This window comes from Leptospira wolbachii serovar Codice str. CDC (assembly GCF_000332515.2).
Classification (GTDB): Bacteria; Spirochaetota; Leptospiria; order Leptospirales; family Leptospiraceae; genus Leptospira_A; species Leptospira_A wolbachii.
The window spans coordinates 1,667,771-1,686,292 of the sequence record NZ_AOGZ02000014.1 but is presented as its reverse complement, the minus strand read 5'-3'; the positions used below and the strand labels follow the sequence as shown (position 1 = coordinate 1,686,292).

General features: G+C 40.0%; 18 protein-coding genes. 7 read left to right on the top strand and 11 right to left on the bottom strand.

The window, feature by feature from the left end; genetic code table 11:
* The first annotated feature begins 2 nt into the window (after positions 1-2).
* A complete protein-coding gene (gene kdsB / locus LEP1GSC195_RS13295) occupies positions 3-743 on the top strand; it encodes a 3-deoxy-manno-octulosonate cytidylyltransferase (protein WP_015682124.1) in 741 nt (246 codons plus the stop codon).
* A gap of 25 nt (positions 744-768) precedes the next feature.
* On the opposite strand, the gene LEP1GSC195_RS13290 is transcribed toward kdsB, so the two are convergent.
* The 4 genes from LEP1GSC195_RS13290 to LEP1GSC195_RS13275 form a co-directional block, all read right to left on the bottom strand.
* Positions 769-2,469, bottom strand: coding sequence for a cation:proton antiporter (locus LEP1GSC195_RS13290; RefSeq protein ID WP_015682787.1), 1,701 nt, complete (start codon positions 2,467-2,469; stop codon positions 769-771).
* Between the two features lie 77 nt (positions 2,470-2,546).
* Positions 2,547-4,043, bottom strand: a complete 1,497-nt coding sequence (locus tag LEP1GSC195_RS13285; protein WP_015680776.1) for a TolC family protein — start codon at positions 4,041-4,043, stop codon at positions 2,547-2,549.
* The gene (locus tag LEP1GSC195_RS13280; RefSeq protein WP_015681531.1) at positions 4,040-5,377 is read right to left on the bottom strand and encodes an HlyD family secretion protein; all 1,338 of its coding nucleotides are present in this window, start codon (positions 5,375-5,377) and stop codon (positions 4,040-4,042) included. The genes LEP1GSC195_RS13285 and LEP1GSC195_RS13280 overlap by 4 nt, the downstream gene beginning before the upstream one ends.
* Positions 5,378-5,398: 21 nt before the next feature.
* Complete coding sequence (locus LEP1GSC195_RS13275) at positions 5,399-7,627, bottom strand: ABC transporter transmembrane domain-containing protein (RefSeq protein ID WP_015681819.1); 2,229 nt, start codon at positions 7,625-7,627, stop codon at positions 5,399-5,401.
* 77 nt (positions 7,628-7,704) lie between these two features.
* Here LEP1GSC195_RS13275 and LEP1GSC195_RS13270 point away from each other — a divergent pair, with 77 nt between their 5' ends.
* Positions 7,705-8,310, top strand: a complete 606-nt coding sequence (locus tag LEP1GSC195_RS13270; protein WP_015681171.1) for a YceI family protein — start codon at positions 7,705-7,707, stop codon at positions 8,308-8,310.
* A 173-nt stretch (positions 8,311-8,483) separates the two neighbouring features.
* On the top strand, positions 8,484-8,873 hold the full coding sequence (locus LEP1GSC195_RS13265) for a DUF1801 domain-containing protein (protein WP_015680825.1): 390 nt from the start codon (positions 8,484-8,486) through the stop codon (positions 8,871-8,873).
* Positions 8,874-9,349: 476 nt separating this feature from the next.
* Here LEP1GSC195_RS13265 and LEP1GSC195_RS13255 read toward each other — a convergent pair whose 3' ends face one another.
* Positions 9,350-9,982 carry a TetR/AcrR family transcriptional regulator gene (locus LEP1GSC195_RS13255; protein ID WP_015682564.1) on the bottom strand — a complete coding sequence of 211 codons (633 nt, stop codon included), beginning with the start codon at positions 9,980-9,982 and terminating at the stop codon, positions 9,350-9,352.
* A 209-nt stretch (positions 9,983-10,191) separates the two neighbouring features.
* On the opposite strand from LEP1GSC195_RS13255, the gene LEP1GSC195_RS13250 reads away from it, so the two are divergent.
* Entirely contained in the window at positions 10,192-10,950 is a 759-nt protein-coding gene (locus LEP1GSC195_RS13250; RefSeq protein WP_232227791.1) for an SDR family NAD(P)-dependent oxidoreductase, read from the top strand.
* 50 nt (positions 10,951-11,000) lie between these two features.
* Here LEP1GSC195_RS13250 and LEP1GSC195_RS13245 read toward each other — a convergent pair whose 3' ends face one another.
* The 3 genes from LEP1GSC195_RS13245 to LEP1GSC195_RS13235 are packed head-to-tail and all read right to left on the bottom strand — an operon-like array spanning position 11,001 to position 12,278.
* Positions 11,001-11,417 carry a GFA family protein gene (locus tag LEP1GSC195_RS13245; RefSeq protein WP_015682082.1) on the bottom strand — a complete coding sequence of 139 codons (417 nt, stop codon included), beginning with the start codon at positions 11,415-11,417 and terminating at the stop codon, positions 11,001-11,003.
* 56 nt (positions 11,418-11,473) lie between these two features.
* Entirely contained in the window at positions 11,474-11,947 is a 474-nt protein-coding gene (locus LEP1GSC195_RS13240) for an SRPBCC family protein (RefSeq protein WP_015681396.1), read from the bottom strand.
* Positions 11,934-12,278, bottom strand: coding sequence for an ArsR/SmtB family transcription factor (locus LEP1GSC195_RS13235; RefSeq protein ID WP_015680915.1), 345 nt, complete (start codon positions 12,276-12,278; stop codon positions 11,934-11,936). Before LEP1GSC195_RS13235 ends, LEP1GSC195_RS13240 begins: the two co-directional genes overlap by 14 nt.
* Positions 12,279-12,459: 181 nt before the next feature.
* On the opposite strand from LEP1GSC195_RS13235, the gene LEP1GSC195_RS13230 reads away from it, so the two are divergent.
* Positions 12,460-13,092 (top strand): methylenetetrahydrofolate reductase, encoded by a 633-nt coding sequence (locus LEP1GSC195_RS13230; RefSeq protein WP_015680589.1) that lies wholly within the window; start codon positions 12,460-12,462, stop codon positions 13,090-13,092.
* Positions 13,093-13,140: 48 nt separating this feature from the next.
* Here LEP1GSC195_RS13230 and ligA read toward each other — a convergent pair whose 3' ends face one another.
* Both ligA and LEP1GSC195_RS13220 read right to left on the bottom strand, forming a co-directional pair.
* Positions 13,141-15,147: an NAD-dependent DNA ligase LigA gene (gene ligA, locus LEP1GSC195_RS13225; RefSeq protein WP_015680924.1), complete on the bottom strand. Its 2,007-nt coding sequence runs from the start codon at positions 15,145-15,147 to the stop codon at positions 13,141-13,143.
* Positions 15,148-16,161, bottom strand: a complete 1,014-nt coding sequence (locus LEP1GSC195_RS13220) for a M23 family metallopeptidase (protein ID WP_015681635.1) — start codon at positions 16,159-16,161, stop codon at positions 15,148-15,150.
* Positions 16,162-16,186: 25 nt separating this feature from the next.
* On the opposite strand from LEP1GSC195_RS13220, the gene LEP1GSC195_RS13215 reads away from it, so the two are divergent.
* Both LEP1GSC195_RS13215 and LEP1GSC195_RS13210 read left to right on the top strand, forming a co-directional pair.
* A complete protein-coding gene (locus LEP1GSC195_RS13215) occupies positions 16,187-16,897 on the top strand; it encodes a SanA/YdcF family protein (RefSeq protein ID WP_198012780.1) in 711 nt (236 codons plus the stop codon).
* A 104-nt stretch (positions 16,898-17,001) separates the two neighbouring features.
* On the top strand, positions 17,002-17,550 hold the full coding sequence (locus tag LEP1GSC195_RS13210) for a YceI family protein (protein ID WP_040506720.1): 549 nt from the start codon (positions 17,002-17,004) through the stop codon (positions 17,548-17,550).
* A gap of 23 nt (positions 17,551-17,573) precedes the next feature.
* Here the strand turns inward: LEP1GSC195_RS13210 and LEP1GSC195_RS13205 are convergent, their stop codons facing one another.
* Complete coding sequence (locus LEP1GSC195_RS13205) at positions 17,574-18,446, bottom strand: molecular chaperone DnaJ (RefSeq protein ID WP_040506719.1); 873 nt, start codon at positions 18,444-18,446, stop codon at positions 17,574-17,576.
* Positions 18,447-18,522 lie beyond the last annotated feature (76 nt).

The following is an 18,522-nucleotide window of genomic DNA, read 5'->3' as shown; positions in this document are numbered from 1 at the left end:
CTATGTCCGACCAAATTCTCGGTGTGATCCCTGCTCGCTTCGCGAGCACAAGGCTTCCCGGAAAACCACTGGCCCTCATTGGAACCAAACCAATGATCCAGTGGACCTACCACCACGCTTCCCTATCTAAATCTTTCCACCGTTTGGTGGTCGCCACTGATGACAAAAGAATCCATGATGTGGTTTTGGGTTTTGGTGGAGAGTCTGTTTTAACAAGCCCCGATCATCCTACTGGCACTGACAGGATCATTGAAGTTGCAGAAAAGTATCCGAACTACGGAATCATTGTGAATATCCAAGGGGATGAGCCAGGCATGGAAGCCGTCCTCATTGATGGAGTTGTGGATTTAAAAACAAAACATAGAAATTGGGAAATGGCTACGGCAGCTGTTCCCTTTAGCACATCAGAAGACCCAAAAGACCCTAACAAAGTAAAGGTGGTCTTTGATACAAACGGACGAGCAAACTATTTTTCTCGTTCGCCTATCCCTGCCTCTTTTAAAGCTGATGCTAAGTATTTTAGACATTTAGGAATCTATGCTTATGAACGGGAATTTTTAATGAATTATAACCACTTGCCGGCTTCCGATTGGGAGACGGCAGAGTCACTGGAACAACTCCGCGCCTTGCAGAACGGCTCCACGATTGGGGTTTATCTTTCTGATAAAGCCAACCTGGGTGTGGATTCGCCGGCTGACTTAGAAGTTGTGATCGCAGAATTTAAACGGAAAGGTTTGATTTAAAATCGCGATCAAACCCTTTTTCGATTTAAACTACCCTTTCGTTATTTCTCATCCCTCGCGAGATATAATCATACAAAAATTCACCAGTGATGACACCAGGAACAATGACCTTTTGTGCTCCATCACTCACTAGTTTTTTTGCTTCTCCCGGTTCATCACTTGTTAAAATGATTTTTGCATTGGGTGCTAGTTTGCTAAGAGTGGAAAGCAAACGGTTGTTATTGGTTCCTTTCAAAAAGGAATCAGAGATGGTACAAATGACCATCGAGGCATCATGAAGTCCAATATGAGATAAAGAATCCGGATGAGCAAGGTCAGCATAAGCCCACTGGAAACCTTTGTTTGTGAGTTCCTCTTTAAAGGCAGGATTGTAGTCCGCAATGATGATCCGTTTGATGAGCGATGGCGATAAATCTTCTAAATATTCCACAAAAGCACGAGCAATGCGAAAGTATCCAAGGACAATGATATCTCGCACCATTCCATCTCCATGTCCCCCATGACCGGCCTTATCATCTTTGGATGATTCTTCGGTTTGGTCAGAGATTCCGACACGCGCAAGAAGTCTTTCAAAGGTAGCAGCAATATCATGATTGAACATGATGATGTATGTGGATAAAACCGAAGCGATGATGGTAGAAGTAAGAATCACTGCTTGAAGTTTTGGAGTGATGTGTTCAAATCCAGCACCTAACGCCAAAATAACGAGAGAGAATTCTGAAATCTGTGCTAGGTTTAGGGCAGTGAGAAAGCCATTGCGAACCCCTTTGTTGAGTTTAATGATGACAGGGGCAATGGTAATCATCCTAACAAACAACATAAGGGCGATGATTGCCGCAGAGAGTCCTATCACTTCTAAACTAGGAAGGGGAACTTTTAGTCCCAGAGCGACAAAGAACAACGTAACAAAGAAGTCTCGAATTCCGATGAGTTTGGAAATCACGTCGGCCCCATAAGGGAAGGCCGCAATACTCATACCGGCGACGAGAGCACCCATTTCTTTAGAAAGTCCAGCTTCACCTGCAATCCCGCAGACAAGAAAACACCACATAATTGATGTTAAAAGAATTAATTCTGGGCTACTGGCGCAGGCCTTGTATAACTTTGCGAGAACATAACGGCTGACACTAAAACTAAATGCGATTAGTAAAACAATGATTCCAACAGAAGTCAGAATCTTTAAAATCTCTGGATTGTTTAGGTTGGGCTGTACTCCCATAAACAAAATAGCCCAGATGTCCTGAAATACCAAAACTCCAACGGTTAACTTTCCCGAGAGAGTGTTGATTTCCACTTTGTCTTGTAAGAGTTTGACAACGATCAGCGTGGAACTTAAAGAGAGAGCCACTGCAATGTAGAGAAGGTCAAATTTTTCCGAACCAATAGAGAGTCCAAAAAAAGGAAACACGGAATAAACAAAGGCAACAGAAAGTGTGAATTGGAGGATACCCAAGGTAAACATGGCCTTACCCATTTTAGCAAGTTCCGCTAAATTGATTTCCAGACCAATGATGAATAACAAAAGGATGAGTCCAATCTCCGAAATAAGTTCAATACTTGCTTCGTTGGTAACAAAGCCGAACCCCATTTCCTTACCAAGCATAGCTCCACCGATAATATAACCTAAAATTAACGGCTGTTTGAGGACTCTGGCAATGTGACTTAAGACTGTTGCGAAAATAATACTGAGACCAATGTCTTGTAGTAGTGACTCTTCCCCGTGCATAGAAACCTTCTTTATGGAAAAGTTTAGAGATTCATTGAGTAGTGAAAGTCGTTTTTTTTTCTGAATAATAAAACGGACTAAGGAAGGGAAGAAATTTGCAAAATAGAAGCCGTTGCTGCTTGGAAATGGGCAATGGCTACATGATGATCGTACAAAGCCTTAATTTCACGGACTGCTGCTTCTGCACTTGTCTGTTCTCTAATATTCACAAATAGTAGTGTTGAGTCACCAAGGGTAAATCGTTCTCGTTCCATCTCTTCTAACTTTCGCGCTAATTCGACTTCATTTTGCGTAACAGTAACACGTTTTGCCGAAGCAATCACCTCAGAAATGGAATCTTGTACTTCGGTTTTGATTTTATCTTTTGAGAATTGTAATTCCTGATCGAGTTGAGCTATCTTTGCTTCGGCAGCACCGATTATCCCTCTTGGGCGTTTAGTTTGGATAGGTAGGTTGAGAACAAGAGATGCTTCTAGTTCTGGTTTGGCTCTTGTGATAGAACCTGGTCCAAAGTCTTGAGATCCGGCAACTACCAAATCCACTTGTGGTTTCAGAGCATTGTAACCCATGTCTTGGTCGACACGAACTTTGTCTCGTTTGAATTCAAAGTCTTGTAATTCTGGTCTATACTTCCAAGCGAGTTTGATACTTTTTTCCAGTTCGAGTTTTTTATACTCAATGGGTTTGGGAAATCCTATGGGAAGCCTGTCTGTAGTAGGAAGGATTAAATTTCCATCAGTGGCACGCAGAAATAAAGATAAGTCGATGGCGGCTTTTTGCATTTCTCGTTCCGCAGAAACAAATTGAGACTCTCTTTGTAAAATAGCACGATCGTTTTCTGTTCCTTCCATTTTGGGAATGTCACCTAACTTGATTCTTTGTGTGATTTGGTCTTGTCTACTTTTCGCTATGGCTAACAAGTCTTTGTTAACTAGATACTCTTGGCCACTCGATACCCATTTCCAATAACGTTTCGTTGCTTCTTTGATGACTTCAATTTTTAATTTTTGAATGGAGAGTTCTGCAAGCCTTCGGTCAAGATCTGCTTTTTTGATATCGGCTCTGTTTTTATCAATCTCTCGGTTGCGCATCAGGGGAAAGATGGCACCTGCTCTTACCTCTCCGTAGTCATTGGTTTCTCTTTTGCCATCATAGACCGGAAACTTTCCCCGCCCGATTCGGTAACCTGCAAAAAAGGAGGTTCCCCCCAGTGGTGTTGGTTTTTCAAAAACGGCATCGGTTGCATTGTTTGTATAATAACCCATTGGTTTTGTGGTTCCCATGGATTTGAATTGTAGATCAAAAGCACCTTCGGCCGCTAAGTAATTGTATTCGGCTTCTGATAAAAGTTTTTCTGCCGCAAGGACAAGGGGATACGATTTTTCTACAGACCGAAGAAGTTCTTCTAAGGTGAGAACTCCTGGTTGTTGGTTGATATAATCTTGTGAATAGATATTAGGGCCATGTAGAGATTCAAAAGGATCACGTGTAGGATCTGCTTCGAGGACGAAGGAAAAGAACATTCCAAAAGGACAAAGGAAGGCGAATAGAGATTGTTTTAACTTTGGGATCATTTGACTTTGTCTCCACTTCCAGTTTCATCTAACAGAGATTTGATTTCTGGATCATCCATGGGAAGGTTTGGTGGAAAGTCATTGAACCTTCTCCAAAGTTCGTAACCAACACTCACACGGTTGAGAAAGATCCAACCTTTGGCTCGGACACCTTGCCTTAAGTAACGACTCGACGGCCATTGCCTATCTTCTCTATCAGGAATGACAAGGACTCTAAAATTTCCAGATCCACTGTCTGTGATATCCACTAGTTTGACAATGCCTCCGAATGTTCCGACGGCAGTCTCAGGCCATCCACTGATTTGTAATACAGGATAACCTTGGAATTGTAAACGTACCTTTCTACCTTCCCCAACGAGCGGTATATCGTTGCCGGAAATAAAAAGTTCGATGGCCTTGTCTTCGGAATCTGGAACAAGAATGGCAACTCCATCTCCTTCTTTCACTTGTTGTGTGTCGGGATTGACCAATATTCTCATAATGGTTCCATCTCTCGGCGCAAATACTTCTTGGGTTTCTTGTCTGGATAATCTTGCTTCTAGTTTTGGTAAGTCTTCTAATACACGAGCCACTTCCGATTGGGCCGATGCTAGAGAAGCTTTGGCATCATTGATGGAAGCATCAGCATCTTGTGACACTTTGCCTGAATCACTGTACAACGCTCGTTCCTCTTTCACTGCGGCATCATAAGCAGACTTTGCACGATCAAGTCCTGTTTCTGAGTTTGTATGTTCCAGTTCCGCAAGTTCTAAGGTTCGTTTGGAAGTAAGACCTTTTTCCCATAATTGTTTTTGGCGATCTAAATTCAGATTGGCTGTTCTTAAAGCGGCTTTTGCAGCATCTACTGCTTGTTCGCTGGCTCGCACTCGATCCTTTGCCATCATCCTTCTAGAGTCTGCTGCATTCACAGCACTTCCCCTTGAGGATCGTAAACTAATGATTCGTGAACGAATATTATCCTCTCTCGATCTCGCAGCCTCTAATCGTTGTAAGAGGGCATTTTTTTCTTCTCGAATCCGATTGATAAAGTTGGGGTCGTTGTCCGAGATATCAATGATCGGATCTCCTTTTTTGACTCGAGTTCCTTCATGTACATGCCATTTGACAACACGGCCAGCAATGGGAGATTCAATGAGTTGTTGGCGATCCAAGGGAGCATAGGCGACCACCCTTCCAAATCCCATGGTTGTTTGTTGCCAGGGAACATATAAAAGGATAAGAACACTTAAGAAAAATATAATGGTGAGAATGTATGCAAGACTTTGTGCAGGCAAAGCCGTTTGTACCAATCGATACGAAGGTAGATTTTTATAAAGTTTCCATTTCTGTGACATATCGGTTTTCATATAATAACTTTACGAGTTTACCTTTAGGGAATGGGTATCGTTTTCTAAACGTAAAACTTGGTCCATTTGGGAAAGAATACTTGGTGATTTGGAAACAACAAGTAGAGTCCACTCCCTATTTTTTTGTAACAATACTTTGAGAGATGCCGAAAGAATTTGTGGTGGTAGTTGGTCTAAAATTCCATCGATTAACAAGAGTTTTGGTTTCCCAACGATGGCCCGGGCTAAAGAAAGAATGGTGGTTTGGGTCGTATCAAAAGGATGACCAAATGTTAAAAGTGGAGTATGGATTCCATTTGGTAAAGATTGGATTGTTTCCCAGATTCCAAGATCTAATAAAAGTTCTCTGATCTCAATGAGTGGTATTTCTTCTCGTCCTACCCGGATGTTTTCTAAGATGGTTCCTTCAAAGATTTCATTTCCTCGAACTAAAAAAGTAACAGAGTGGATTTGTTCTTTGGAAACTTCATGGATGTTCTGGTGATTGTATTCCACAATACCGGATGAAGGTTCTCTGAGACCACATAACAAATCTAAAAGAATCTGTGCATCGTAAGCGGTATTGGAAGAGACTCCAATGGATTTTCCTGCTGGAATTTTCAGTTGGAATTGGCTGAAGATTTTGTGGCCATTGGTTAACGAATAACCAATTCCTGATAATTGCGCCTGGATTGGGCCTTCGGGAATTTCAAATTCAACTGTTTTTACTGGGATGGTAGGTAGGTTGAATACTGAATTGATTTTGTCAACGGCTGCAATCAAACTATAAAAACTATCCAGCTGTTTTCCAAATTTGGAGATATCGCTGAGTACTTTGGCAATGACAAGTTCTGCTGCCACGAGTTGTCCAATCGTAAGTTGTCTATGGATGACTAAATATCCACCTAATCCAAGTACGATGGCACTAGCTAAAGCCTGGATTCCTACAAGGCCAATGATTTGCCGGATGTAATTGAAAAAGTATTTTTTTCTGGCATATAAGTAGTCTCGAATAAGAGAATCGGCTTTGTCCAAGGCGAAATTGGATCCAAAGGTAGAGTGGAAGAGGGCAGAATGTCTGGATATTTCTTCTAACCAAGCAGCCACTTTGTATTTTTCTTTTGAAATTTTGATATAGTTTTCTGCAGCGGGTTTTCCCAATCGATAGATGACCCAATACCCACCGAAGAGTAAAATGATAAAGGAAAACACAATAAAGATAGGGTGATAAAAAGAAATCAGGATAAAACCAATTACAGTGGTCAATACAACCGAAAGTCCATCAACTAACAAGGAATGGATGGATTTTTGGATGGTCATTGTATCAAAGAATCGATTCACAAGTTCGGGGTTGTGGTGTTTATCTAAGACATCTTGGCGAATTTTGGGAAATTTCACCGCAAACTCAGTGGCAATTCTCACAAAAACACGTCGTTGCAAAATCTCCACTACGTAGATTTGGATTGTCTGCATGGCACCAGCAAACCCTAAGAAAAATACAACTAACAATGTTAATATGATGACTGGTTGGATCATCACACCAAAAGCCACAATGTTGACAAGGGATGATGTGGCAACAGGAACCACTAACGATAAAATCCCAATTCCGATTCCATAAATAAACACAATCCAAATGTCTTTGGATTCCATTCGAATTAGATGTAAAATTTGTTTTAAAGCATTGGTAACGGAAGAATGTGATTTTGATGTTTCTTTGTTTGTTGAAAATGGGAAGGTCGGTTCGGCAATGATCCAATCAGTGTAATCTTTGTTTGATTTGATTCCGATGAGTTTTAATAATTCTTTTTCAGAATACCATTCCTCTTCCGCATCAAACCGATGTAGTGGTTTGACTAGATAGGAGGATGTTTGGTAACTCAGGATGGCATAAAGTTCTGGTAAACTTCCACCTTCACCTCTCGCCTGGAAGACAAAGGGTGCATCTTGCGTGGTATAATATCTTATGTCTTGTAATGTTTTTTGAACAATATTTAAACGAATTTGGTATTGGTGGGAAGCAGCAAATAGAAAATCATAAAAAATTTCCTTTGTTAGCTGGTAATATCTACTACGAAGAGACCGAAATCCCTCAATCATTTCACTTGGAACAGAATGGATGTGCAATGATTCGGATAAAAAATCCAAAACTGATTTTGCCAAATCTTCATGGGAAGAAAGCCGTATGGAATGAGATTCTTCTTTGGGTTTGAAGAGTTGGTTCTTGAAATGAAATACCAACAAATGTAAGAATTTTAACATGCGAATTGTGATTCGAACCTTAGACTCCACTTGACAAAACTTAGTTCAGGATTTTCTATTTTCAACTAGAGGTTCCTATGAAAATTTTTAATTCTATTTTGGTACTAATCGCACTCTGTTTCTCCACTGGACTCTTTGCACAAGAAAATTGCATATATGAATACGACCCATCGCAAACCTCTTTAGAGTGGACAGCGTTCAAATTTACAGAGAAAACAGGTGTTAAAGGAAAGTTCGATTCGATCAAAGTAGTCGGCAAACAAAAAGACAAATCAAAGTTTGGTGCGGTAAACTCTTTACAATTCCAAATTGATTCTTCTTCCGTCAACTCAGGTGTACCAGATCGGGATGGAAAAATTAAAAAATTCTTTTTTGGTTCTGTGAAAGGAAATAAAAAAATCTCAGGAACCTTTTCAGAGATCACTGCTGGGGAAACAGGGACTGCAAAATTAAATTTGCGATTGGGAAATTCTAAAGTATCGGTACCAGTGAACTTTGTTTGGAAAGATGATGCAGTAGAAGTTACAGGGACTGTGGATGTAGTAACTCTTGGCTTGCAATCAGGACTCGGTAAATTAAATGCAGAATGTAATGATTTACACAAAGGTTCTGATGGGGTAAGTAAACTTTGGCCTACTGTTGATGTTAAAGTAGTTTCAACGCTAAAGAAAATCTGTAAATAGTTTTAGATTTCAGAATCGCTGCATAGATTTATATGTGGCGATGTGTTGGCTTGTGTATTCCGAAATTATATGATTTTGCGTTTTTAGATTCATATTGGAAATTCGGTCTTATATTTTTCTTTTGAATCTATAGAACATTAACCTTTAATAAATCAGATAGGAAAAGGATACCAATGAGTAAAGAAATCGAAACATACAACAAGACCCAATCTCCGTCGGAAAGAGAAATTTGTAATGTTCTCTATGAGGAAATCGATTTGCATTTATCAAAAGCAGAGAAGAAAATTTGGCATGCACATCCTGTTTGGTTTCTGGATGGAAATCCCATTGTTGGCTATAGCAAACTAAAGAGTTGCATTCGTCTTCTCTTTTGGAGTGGGCAAACTTTTGAAGAGAAAGGGTTAGAACCTGAGGGGAGTTTTAAAGCAGCAGAAGTTCGTTATACGGATGTCAGCCAAATCAATAAAAAAGACTTAAAACGTTGGCTCGGCCAAGCAAAGAAAATCCAATGGGACTATAAAAATATTGTGAAACGAAAGGGTGTTTTAGAAAGACTAAAATAAAGACGTTTAACTTTTTACCCTTTGACTATTTATGCAAGAAACCCCATGGTTATGAGGTAAAAACAGTCAAACGGAACATTCAAACTTTTATAATGATAAAAAAGTTAGGCCACATGTTTGAATCGTGTTCACGCCCTTAACAACATCCCTCAAAAGGCAAATTTATTTTGTAACTCCGCGTTTATACGCATTACGTTTATTCCCCATATTCTGAAGTTTAAGCGCATTGCGTATATTCGCTGTTGTTATTTTGAAGCTTGACAGATGATAAGAAAAATTCTCTAGGAACCTTTCTTCCCTATATCCATTCCGATGTTTTTAAATACAAACTTGAGGAACGCTTCGTAATCGCTCCAATCCACGCGCCAGCGATAGAAGCGGAAATCCTTTCGCAGAAGCGAAAGATTGGAGCGAATAGCGCGGTCGTGATTGAAAAAAGTTTAATCATCTAACCGAAGTGAGGCGCATAAGAGAATTTAACCTGGGTTTTTTAAGGCAGGCATCACCACTTGGTCAATGAGTGCGATAAACAGTGTTTTGTCGGGAGGTTTTCGTTCGATAAGCGCGCGGTAAGTTGCCATCGAGTTTAGCACTTTACAAACAAGATTTACATTTGCTTTTTTAGAAATTTCTCCGCGATCCATGGCTCTTTGGATAAGTGTTCGGTTCATTTCAGTCCAAGGTCCAAAAATTTCAGTGATTCCTTTTTTTTCGATTTCTTCATCCAACCAAAATGTCCCTAAGCCTCCGAGTACTCGAAGTTTTGCGTTGGCTTCTTCCATCGAATGGGGTTTGAGGATAGCTAAAAAATCATTTCTAAGAGAACCTGTATCGGGAATTTTTTCGAGTTCTAACTGGTTACGATTCATCCATATCAAAGCGTCTTTGACAAGTTTGACTTTGGACGGCCAACGTCTGTAACAAGCTGCCTTTCCTGTACCAACTTTGATGGCGATTTTGTCCATCGTCATTCCATCAAACCCTTCTTCAGCAAGCATCTCAATAGTTGCTTTGAGAATGGAGGCATCCAGAGAGGGATCTCGTTTCCTCCCTAGTACCGGTGTTTGAGTGGCTTTTTTCGGAACTGTTTCTCTTTTTTTCTTTTCCATTCGGATCTGATTATAACATACAAAATGATTTCGAAATCACAGGGAACTATCTTTTTACCAATTTTTTTATTGACCAAAGAATTCCATATTTCCAATGTCCAAATACGAGACTTATTAGTTCCGATACTATAAAGTTCCGTAAATGTACGTGGATCAAATTGAGTTCGGGCTATAGGCAAGATTTGAGTAGGAGTAAAAAGATGGAATCAATGAATACACGCATTGCTCTCGTGACTGGGGCAAACCAAGGGATAGGGTTTCAAGTCGCTAAAGAATTGGCAGGTAAGGGAATGAAAGTCCTTCTCGGTTCACGCGACAAAAAAAGAGGGGAAACGGCGGCAAAAGAAATCGGGAATGGAACTGTCGCCATTCAATTGGATGTCACAGACCGGCAGTCGATCGCCGATGCGAGTGCGAGCATTCAGAAACAATTTGGTCGCCTTGATGTTTTGGTAAACAATGCAGGAATTTCCAATACCAGGATGCAAAAACTGGGTTTATCCATGCACGAGTACATGGCATCGACTCGGGCAAGTTTAACTTCGATTGATGAAATGCGAGTTGTTTGGGATACCAATGTGTTTGGAGTCCTTGCCGTATACCAGGCGATGTTGCCTCTGCTTCGGGAATCCAAAGATGCTCGTATCGTCAATGTATCTAGTACATTAGGTTCCCTCAGTTTAAATTCTGACCCTAACTCAGGTTATAGTTCCTTTTACAATCCTGTTTATGCGGCATCAAAAACAGCACTCAATGGAATCACTCTTTCGATGATGTTGGAATTGAAAGATACAACAATTAAGGTGAATTTGGTATCTCCTGGATTTACCAAATCGGCCCTAACCAATTTTGAAGGGTTTGAAAGTCTTGAGGATGGAGCACGGGAAGTGGTGAGGGTAGCCGCACTTGGACCAGAGGGAGCAACCGGTACCTTTACGACTTGGGATAATGTTCCTGTTCCTTGGTAGGAGGAAGCGAGGTATCGTTAAAATGAACCTAACTCCTGCTACCAAGGGTGTTAAGTTTTCGGCATCTTCTCAAATTTCGGAAGGGCAGGATCCAGATGGTCCCAAGGGAATCCACGCAGAGTGTATGTTGCCACTTGTGGTTTGTAACGACTGGGATCATCAAGACTTGCTGCGTGCACTGTGAACAGGGTTGGCATGGCAGCGAACGTCATATAGACGGGAGATCCACATTTGGGGCAAAAACTACTTGTCTTTGTATTGCCACTGTCCCCAATCATATCAAAATGTGTTGCCTCTCCTTCGAGTATTACCGCAGCGCGAGAGGGAAAGGTTAGATAAGATCCATGTCCTGTTCCACTCATTCGTTGGCAGTCTTTGCATTGGCAATCATTCATAAAGATTGGTTCATCAGAAATGTTGTAACGAATGGCACCGCAAGCGCATCCGCCAGAATAAGATAGATTCATATTAACTCTCCATAAATAAGTTTTAGAAACATGCTCTCCTTAAGATGAGATTGCATTTAAGTGACCGGTAGGTGGTGGGCAAGAGGAAAACCCGATTCCAGGTATGTTTTGAGATTAGAGAGAACACTTGGCCAACCTGAAGAGATTCCCGCAAACATTTGGGGATCTAGATCTTCGTGTGTCACCACCAAACGAACGAGTCCATTCGCATAAGGTTCAATCGTAAATGTGACACGAGCATGTTTTGATTCTTCTTCCATCTCATTAGGACGAGCCCAGGTAAGCACCAAACGATGGGGAGGTGAACTTTCAAGAACCTTACCGGTGATATCCACCGTTCTTGTCTCATCTACCTTTTCATGTTTCCAAACAGAACCTGGTTTCCAATCTGAAACGTTGACGTGGGCTGGGTTCTTCGCTAATGGATCTAACCAATAGAGTTTGGTGATCTCCGGATCAACTAACGCACTCCAGACTTTCTCTGGCGTACTGAGTATATACGTGACGTAGACGAAACTATTTTTTTCCATCATTTTCTCCTTCAAGTTGCACTTTCAGGTCGTATAAAAACCCTAAGCGATTTTTTTCAAATTTTCGAACCCAACGTTCATAGACTTCATGAATCGGTACTGGATTGATAAAGTGGAGTTTCTCTCTCCCTTTCCAAACAACCGATACCAGATTGGCACTTATGAGGATTTCTATGTGTTGTGTCGCCGATTGCCTTTGCATATCGAGTTGTTCACAGAGAGCAGTGAGAGTTTGGCCATTCTCAGCATAGAGAAGATCGAGCACTTTCCTGCGACTCGTATCCGCAAGCGCCTTGAATACTCTGTCTGCTCCTTCGATTTCTTTCGACATACAAAATCAACATGCAGGTATTTGCCTGCATGTCAACGAAAATTTAGAGGTTGGATGTGATTCCGAAGGGGGAAAAGGAAAAATTATGTCGATTATGAATCTAGGATTGTATACTAAAAAGTTATAGTATGACGGATTTGTATCGGTTCAGATGGCAGTTCGTTAGGCGAAAGGCCCCAAAGTGATTTATAGAGCCGTTGGTAAATACAATGTTCGTGAACTTACTAAATTTATTGAAAATGCCCCTTCGGAGCAATACCTCTCTGTTTTTGTTGGCGCAGCTTCTAGACAACAAAAGGTAAATCTGACCATTCGAGATGCTTACGATTTAAAAACTAAAATAAATAATAATCTCCAACTTGGCGGTGTAGTAATTCCTGAACGTCACACAAATAACTCTCCCGAACACTTAAGAGTCTTCGATAAGATCGCATCCGGATGCAAATTCTTCGTTTCCCAAGGGGTATACAATTTAGATGCATCGAAAAACTTTCTTTCCGATTATTATTACTATGGCAAAGAGCATAAGATTGAACTGGCTCCGATAATTTTTACCCTGACTCCGTGCGGCTCTTTAAAAACGCTACAATTCATGCATTGGCTCGGAATAAGCATTCCCAAGTGGCTTGAAAATGATCTGAGAAATTCAGATGATATCCTTTCTAAATCTATTGAATTGTCGAAAAATATTTGGCTGGATTTGAAAAACTTCGCTGATGCCAAAAATATTCCGATTGGAAGAAATATAGAAAGTGTTTCCATCAGAAAAGAGGAAATAGATGCTTCTATTGAGTTGCTGAAATTAACTGAATAGATTGAACTATCGCAGTTCAATCTGCGGCTACTTCCTCTTGTCTTCCCATTAGGGCAAAGGGATTCCTTCTTTTTCCAAGAGGTTTAAAAATTCTGGTTCGGAAACTAAAGTAACACCGAGTTCGGTGGCCTTTTCTAATTTGGAGCCGGCACCGGGGCCGTAAAGAAGATGGGTGGTTTTCGAAGAGACACCGGAAACTTTTTTGCCGCCGTGTTTGGTGATAAGGTCCATTGCAATATCTCGTGGTTGGAAATTTTCGAAACTACCCGTCACACACCAACTTTGGCCGACAAACGGCTGTATGTCGCTTTTTTCGGTTTCGTCGGCTTGGAATTTTAGTCCCAGTTTGATTAGAGTTTTTACAAGTTTAAGTGTTTCTTTATCCTTTAGGTGAGTGAGTAGGGCTTCGATGGTTCGGGGGCCAATTCCGTGGATGGATGTGAGCTCTTCTTCGGCAGTTTTGGATTTGGCTAGGGTGAGTAGTTTTTCCCAAGAATCAAATCCGTGTTCAATGAGGATTTCTGTGACCTTCGGACCCACTTCACTTAGGCCAATAGAAGGTAAGGTAAAACGGAAATCTTTTTCTTTGGATTTTTCTATGGCATCAAAAATAATTTTTACAGATTTTTCTGCGAAGCCATCTAACTTGAGTATTTCGGTCTTGTATTTTCCTAATGTATATAGATCGGATATGTCTTTGACCCAGCCCTTTTCAAAAAAAACTTGGATTTGTTTTTCGCCGAGACCCTCGATATTCATTTGTTTTTTGGAACAAAAGAAAATGAGTTGGTTTAACTTTCGTTCGGGACAGTTGCGATTGGTGCAGAAAAAATCAACAGAGTCGTCTAATTTTGTTAGTTTTGTTTTGCAAGAAGGACATTCCTTTGGTAATACAAAAACAGTTTTAGGAGGAACGGTTACTTTTTCCACAGCGGGAATGATTTCCCCACGTTTGGAGATGAGAACTTTTGCTCCAATTCCTGCACCTAGTTGATCGATATAGTCTTGGTTGTGTAAGGTGGCGTAAGTAACGGTGGTTCCTGCAAGAGAAATTGGTGTGACTTTGGCACGTGGTGTGATTTTTCCTGTTCGTCCAATGGCAAAATCAATTTCTTCAATGGTGGTTTCTTTGAGTAATGCATCAAATTTGAAGGCCCGAGCCCAACGGGGTGATTGACTTGTTTCGCCCAGGTTTTCGCGAAGGTTGAGGTCATCGAGTTTGATGACGAGTCCATCCACAGGAAAAGGCATTTTATCTTTTTTCTTTCGGAAGGATTCAATTTCTTTTACGAGGTTTTTTCCTTTGATGATCTCTGAGTCAGGAGCGAGGGGGAATTTTTCTTTTTTTAATAAGGCTATGATGTCTTTGTGTTTGTTGATTCCTTTGCGCGATGAGGAAAAATACACATCATAAACATAGATTCTTAACGGACGTTTGGCGACATCATTCGGATCTTTTTGTTTGATAGAACCTGCGGCTAAGTTTCTGGGATTGGCAAACTTTCCACCATATTCTTCGTTAAATTCTTCAAAGTCAGCGAAGGTCATAAAAATTTCCCCGCGAACGGAGAGACTCAAAGGTTCGGATAATGTTTGTGGAATGGATTCTATAGTTTTGACATTTTCAGTGACAACGTCGCCAATGCCACCGGAACCCCGGGTCACACAGTGGGTGAGTTTTCCATTCTCATAGTATAACAATATGGAGGCGCCATCAATTTTCCATTCTAAGGAATAAAATTCTTCAATGCCTGTTTTTTCTAACCATTCAGAGAGTTCAGTTTCATTATATGTATTTTCTAGAGATAAAACAGGAACTTTGTGTTTGAATTTGCTAAATTGGGGAGAGAGATCCGATCCCACTTGTAAACTTGGTGAGGAATCTATCACCAAATCAGGGTTAGACTTTTCAAGGGATTGTAATTCCTTGACTAAAAGATCAAACTCTTTATCTGAAATTTTAGGTGTATTGTCTTTATAGTAAAGATCGTTGTGTTTTTGAATCTCTTTGCGAAGTTCTGCGATTCGTTTGGCAGGATTTTCTTTCTTAGGCAATCAGTAAACCCCTGCTTGCATGTATTGTTCTGGATCTGTTTTTCCTTCTTCGGAAATGAAAATTTCATAATGTAAGTGTGGACCGGTTACATTTCCTGTCGCACCCACTTCGGCAATTTGTTCTCCGGCTTTTATTTCCTGTCCTGTTCTTACATAAATTCTTGAACAGTGGCCGTATAACGTGCTAAAGCCGAAATCATGTTGGATGATAACATGGTGGCCATATCCCACATTGGAATAAGTAACACGAACCACTCGTCCTGGTGCAGAAGCATAGATGGGAGTTCCTGTTGCGTTTGCCATATCCAAACCGTCATGATATTCCCAATAACCAGTGGTAGGTGACTTTCTCATGCCAAAGGGAGAAGTTAAGTTGTAGGAATACATTGGATTGAAAAGAGGAGAACGAGATAAAATATCAGAACGTTGGTATAAAAATTGGTAATTCGCTTCCACCAAACGTTGGTAATTCCCCATTCGGTGTTTTAATTGGCGAAGGTCATAAATTTCATTTAGGTATTTCCGGCCTACATCCAATTGTTTGTCTTCTTTTTCTTCTTTTTGGAGTGATTCCACCGCAGATGTTTCGATCCAATCCTCTGTAGGAATTTTCAGAAGTTCATCATCGCTACCATCAATGAGAGTAAAGAGTTCCAACATGTTTTCATTGAGTTTAGAATACTCTTCTTTCATTTCTTCTAATTGGCTTGCGTGAGTGATGTATGTATCGAAATAGGTTCCGTAAACTTTAGAAAGTTGGTTGATTTGTGTTTGGGTGTTACTCGAACGAACAATTCCAAAAATGGCAAGGCTAAGAAGCCCTACAGTCAGAGCCAAAAAAAATAGAATGGTAAAATGAGAAATTTGGAAGTGGAAAGAACTATCATATCCATGGGGAATGACAAGAATGGTCATCCGTTGGTGACCTTTTTCTTTCACCTTATCAATCTGTTTCTTGATTTTCGGATTGTCCTGTGAAAAAACAGACGTAATCTCTTTAATTTTCTTCTTCATGACGAACCGCGTGTCCTACATAAATATGACGTTCCGATTCCTCTCAAGGGTCAAGTGGAAATCCCTATTTCTTGGGATTGCTTTGATTTTGGGAATTCTGGTTTTTGTCACATTGGCAACGAATTTACGATTTTGGTATGTATACCAAACTTCTATCCACTCGAACCAACCAATGGAAATCCCTGAAGCAGAAGTTGCTATTGTTCCAGGTGCCGCTGTTTATGGAAAAACGCCTTCCAGCATTCTCATGGACCGACTGGCTTGTGGGTTAGATTTATACAACAAGGGACGAGTCAACAAAATCTTACTTTCTGGAGACAATGGTAAGTCCGATTACAACGAACTCAGACCTATGTTGGAATTTATGCTAAAACACAAAGTGAAACCAGAAGATATTTTTGTGGATCATGCCGGATTTCGAACACTCGATACTCTGATTCGTGCCAAAGAAGTTTTCCTTGTAAAAAAAGCCATCTTCGTCAGCCAATCTTTCTTTTTGCCGAGAGCCATCTATTTAGGAAGAGAGTTAGAACTTGAGTTATACGGTTATGAATGTAATTTACGAACCTATAAAAAAGAAACGTATTATGGTTTTCGTGAATATCCTGCAAGAATCCTTGCTTGGTGGGACATCCAATGGGATACACCACCCAAATATTTAGGCAAACCCTATCCTATTGATGGAAGTGGTGTGTCTACCTGGAAAGGTTCTATCCCCATTTCTTCACATAAGTAGAGTTAGGTGTATTTGCATATAATAGAATCATTCTATTTTGCGAATATTTCCTTTTCCTAACTCCATAGAAATTTACGTCCAATGAATTAGGGTATGGAAGTTTTATGAATCAGAAAATAATTATTATTATCATAAGTTTACTCTTAGTTAACAATGTTTTCGCAAGCGAAGTTACAAAAAAGAGTATCGAGTTCTACGTAGAACATACTACAAAAAATGTAAAAGGTGTTTGTGGTGAAATCCAAATGGAGGAACCAAACATCCAAACTTCTAATAACCAATACAGTTTAAAGTCCCCTTTTGTGATAACCATTCCGCTTTTAAAAATTTCTTCTGGAGACAGTAATCGAGATTCACACATTCAAGAAATACTAGGTTATCCGGATTCACCTAACATCCTCGTGAAAATCGAATCGGTGAATGTAATAAAGGAAAAAACCTATACGATAAAAGGGAAATTAACTATCCATGGAAACACAAAAGAATTTACTACTGATGCGAGTGTGAGTCCAGAGGATTCAAATCTAATCAATGTCGACGGATCATTCATTGTAAAGTTTTCTGAATATGAATTAGAAAATCCATCGCTTCTATTTATGAAAGCGAAAGATGAGATTCGGATCAAATATCTTTTTCAAATCAAACTGAAATAGAATGCGGGGTGGGAATTAGAAATTTAGGTTCCTAGAAGTTCGACAAGACGATTGTATTTTAGGATAATTCGTTTTGTCATCTCTTCGCCTTTTTTGTTAATATCAGGATGGTATTTTTTTAAGAGTTCTTTGAATTTCTTTTTTACATCAGTGATGTTGGCTCCAGGTTCCAAATCAAAAAAAGCCAATAGATCTTTGAGTTCGATAGAAACTGTTTTTACGATCTTTTTTTTCTTCTTTTTGGTTTCTCTAAATCGACCGTATAACTCATAATAGGTTCTATCTCTGAATTCACGAGTGATGTCTCGAAAGTTTAGAATCTTTGTGGGGATTAGGCTTTTTAAGTATTCATATAAAAATTCTTCGGCGCCGAATTCCGGATGAATTTCGAACTTTTCTAAAAACTGGTGGATGGACCTTCTCACAAAAAAATCAATTTCAAATTTATCCATCAAATAAGAATCAACGGCATCATCAAAATCTACGGTAGCTGCTGTTAAAAGTAAAATTAATTCGCGGTCTAGTTTGTGATTGGCGATTGTTTTTTGGATGAGTGTTTTGTAAGATTCACGAAGTTCAAATAACGGACGTTCACTAAAAAAGATTCCTCCTTTTAGGAACTCCTCTGCGACTTCATCTAATTCCAGACTCCAGGCGAGAAAATCGACAAGTAAGTCCCCATCGACTTCATGGAATCCACCGGAAAGAGTCATCTGTGGTTTTGCGGATTTGAATTGATATACTTTGCGGAGGCATTCTTCCTTTCTGATTTCTAAAAGTTCAGAAAGGCGATCATAGGACATAAACCACTGCATCGACTCAGAAACGTTCTGCAGTTCAAATATGACATCGTGCAGAATTTGTTTGGATTTTCTCGTTTCCACTCTTTGGACCATAAAGAATCAACTCTAGAACCAATTTCAAACTTGGGCGACTTTTTTGCTAGTGAATCCTATTCCTTTTTTTGAACTG

Excerpts from the sequence above, each read along its gene's own strand:
- kdsB (WP_015682124.1), top strand. The coding sequence starts at position 3 with ATGTCCGACCAAATTCTCGGTGTGATCCCTGCTCGCTTCGCGAGCACA.
- LEP1GSC195_RS13290 (WP_015682787.1), bottom strand. The coding sequence starts at position 2,469 with ATGCACGGGGAAGAGTCACTACTACAAGACATTGGTCTCAGTATTATT.
- LEP1GSC195_RS13285 (WP_015680776.1), bottom strand. The coding sequence starts at position 4,043 with ATGATCCCAAAGTTAAAACAATCTCTATTCGCCTTCCTTTGTCCTTTT.
- LEP1GSC195_RS13280 (WP_015681531.1), bottom strand. The coding sequence starts at position 5,377 with ATGTCACAGAAATGGAAACTTTATAAAAATCTACCTTCGTATCGATTG.
- LEP1GSC195_RS13275 (WP_015681819.1), bottom strand. The coding sequence starts at position 7,627 with ATGTTAAAATTCTTACATTTGTTGGTATTTCATTTCAAGAACCAACTC.
- LEP1GSC195_RS13270 (WP_015681171.1), top strand. The coding sequence starts at position 7,705 with ATGAAAATTTTTAATTCTATTTTGGTACTAATCGCACTCTGTTTCTCC.
- LEP1GSC195_RS13265 (WP_015680825.1), top strand. The coding sequence starts at position 8,484 with ATGAGTAAAGAAATCGAAACATACAACAAGACCCAATCTCCGTCGGAA.
- LEP1GSC195_RS13255 (WP_015682564.1), bottom strand. The coding sequence starts at position 9,982 with ATGGAAAAGAAAAAAAGAGAAACAGTTCCGAAAAAAGCCACTCAAACA.
- LEP1GSC195_RS13250 (WP_232227791.1), top strand. The coding sequence starts at position 10,192 with ATGAATACACGCATTGCTCTCGTGACTGGGGCAAACCAAGGGATAGGG.
- LEP1GSC195_RS13245 (WP_015682082.1), bottom strand. The coding sequence starts at position 11,417 with ATGAATCTATCTTATTCTGGCGGATGCGCTTGCGGTGCCATTCGTTAC.
- LEP1GSC195_RS13240 (WP_015681396.1), bottom strand. The coding sequence starts at position 11,947 with ATGGAAAAAAATAGTTTCGTCTACGTCACGTATATACTCAGTACGCCA.
- LEP1GSC195_RS13235 (WP_015680915.1), bottom strand. The coding sequence starts at position 12,278 with ATGTCGAAAGAAATCGAAGGAGCAGACAGAGTATTCAAGGCGCTTGCG.
- LEP1GSC195_RS13220 (WP_015681635.1), bottom strand. The coding sequence starts at position 16,161 with ATGAAGAAGAAAATTAAAGAGATTACGTCTGTTTTTTCACAGGACAAT.
- LEP1GSC195_RS13215 (WP_198012780.1), top strand. The coding sequence starts at position 16,187 with ATGACGTTCCGATTCCTCTCAAGGGTCAAGTGGAAATCCCTATTTCTT.
- LEP1GSC195_RS13210 (WP_040506720.1), top strand. The coding sequence starts at position 17,002 with ATGAATCAGAAAATAATTATTATTATCATAAGTTTACTCTTAGTTAAC.
- LEP1GSC195_RS13205 (WP_040506719.1), bottom strand. The coding sequence starts at position 18,446 with ATGGTCCAAAGAGTGGAAACGAGAAAATCCAAACAAATTCTGCACGAT.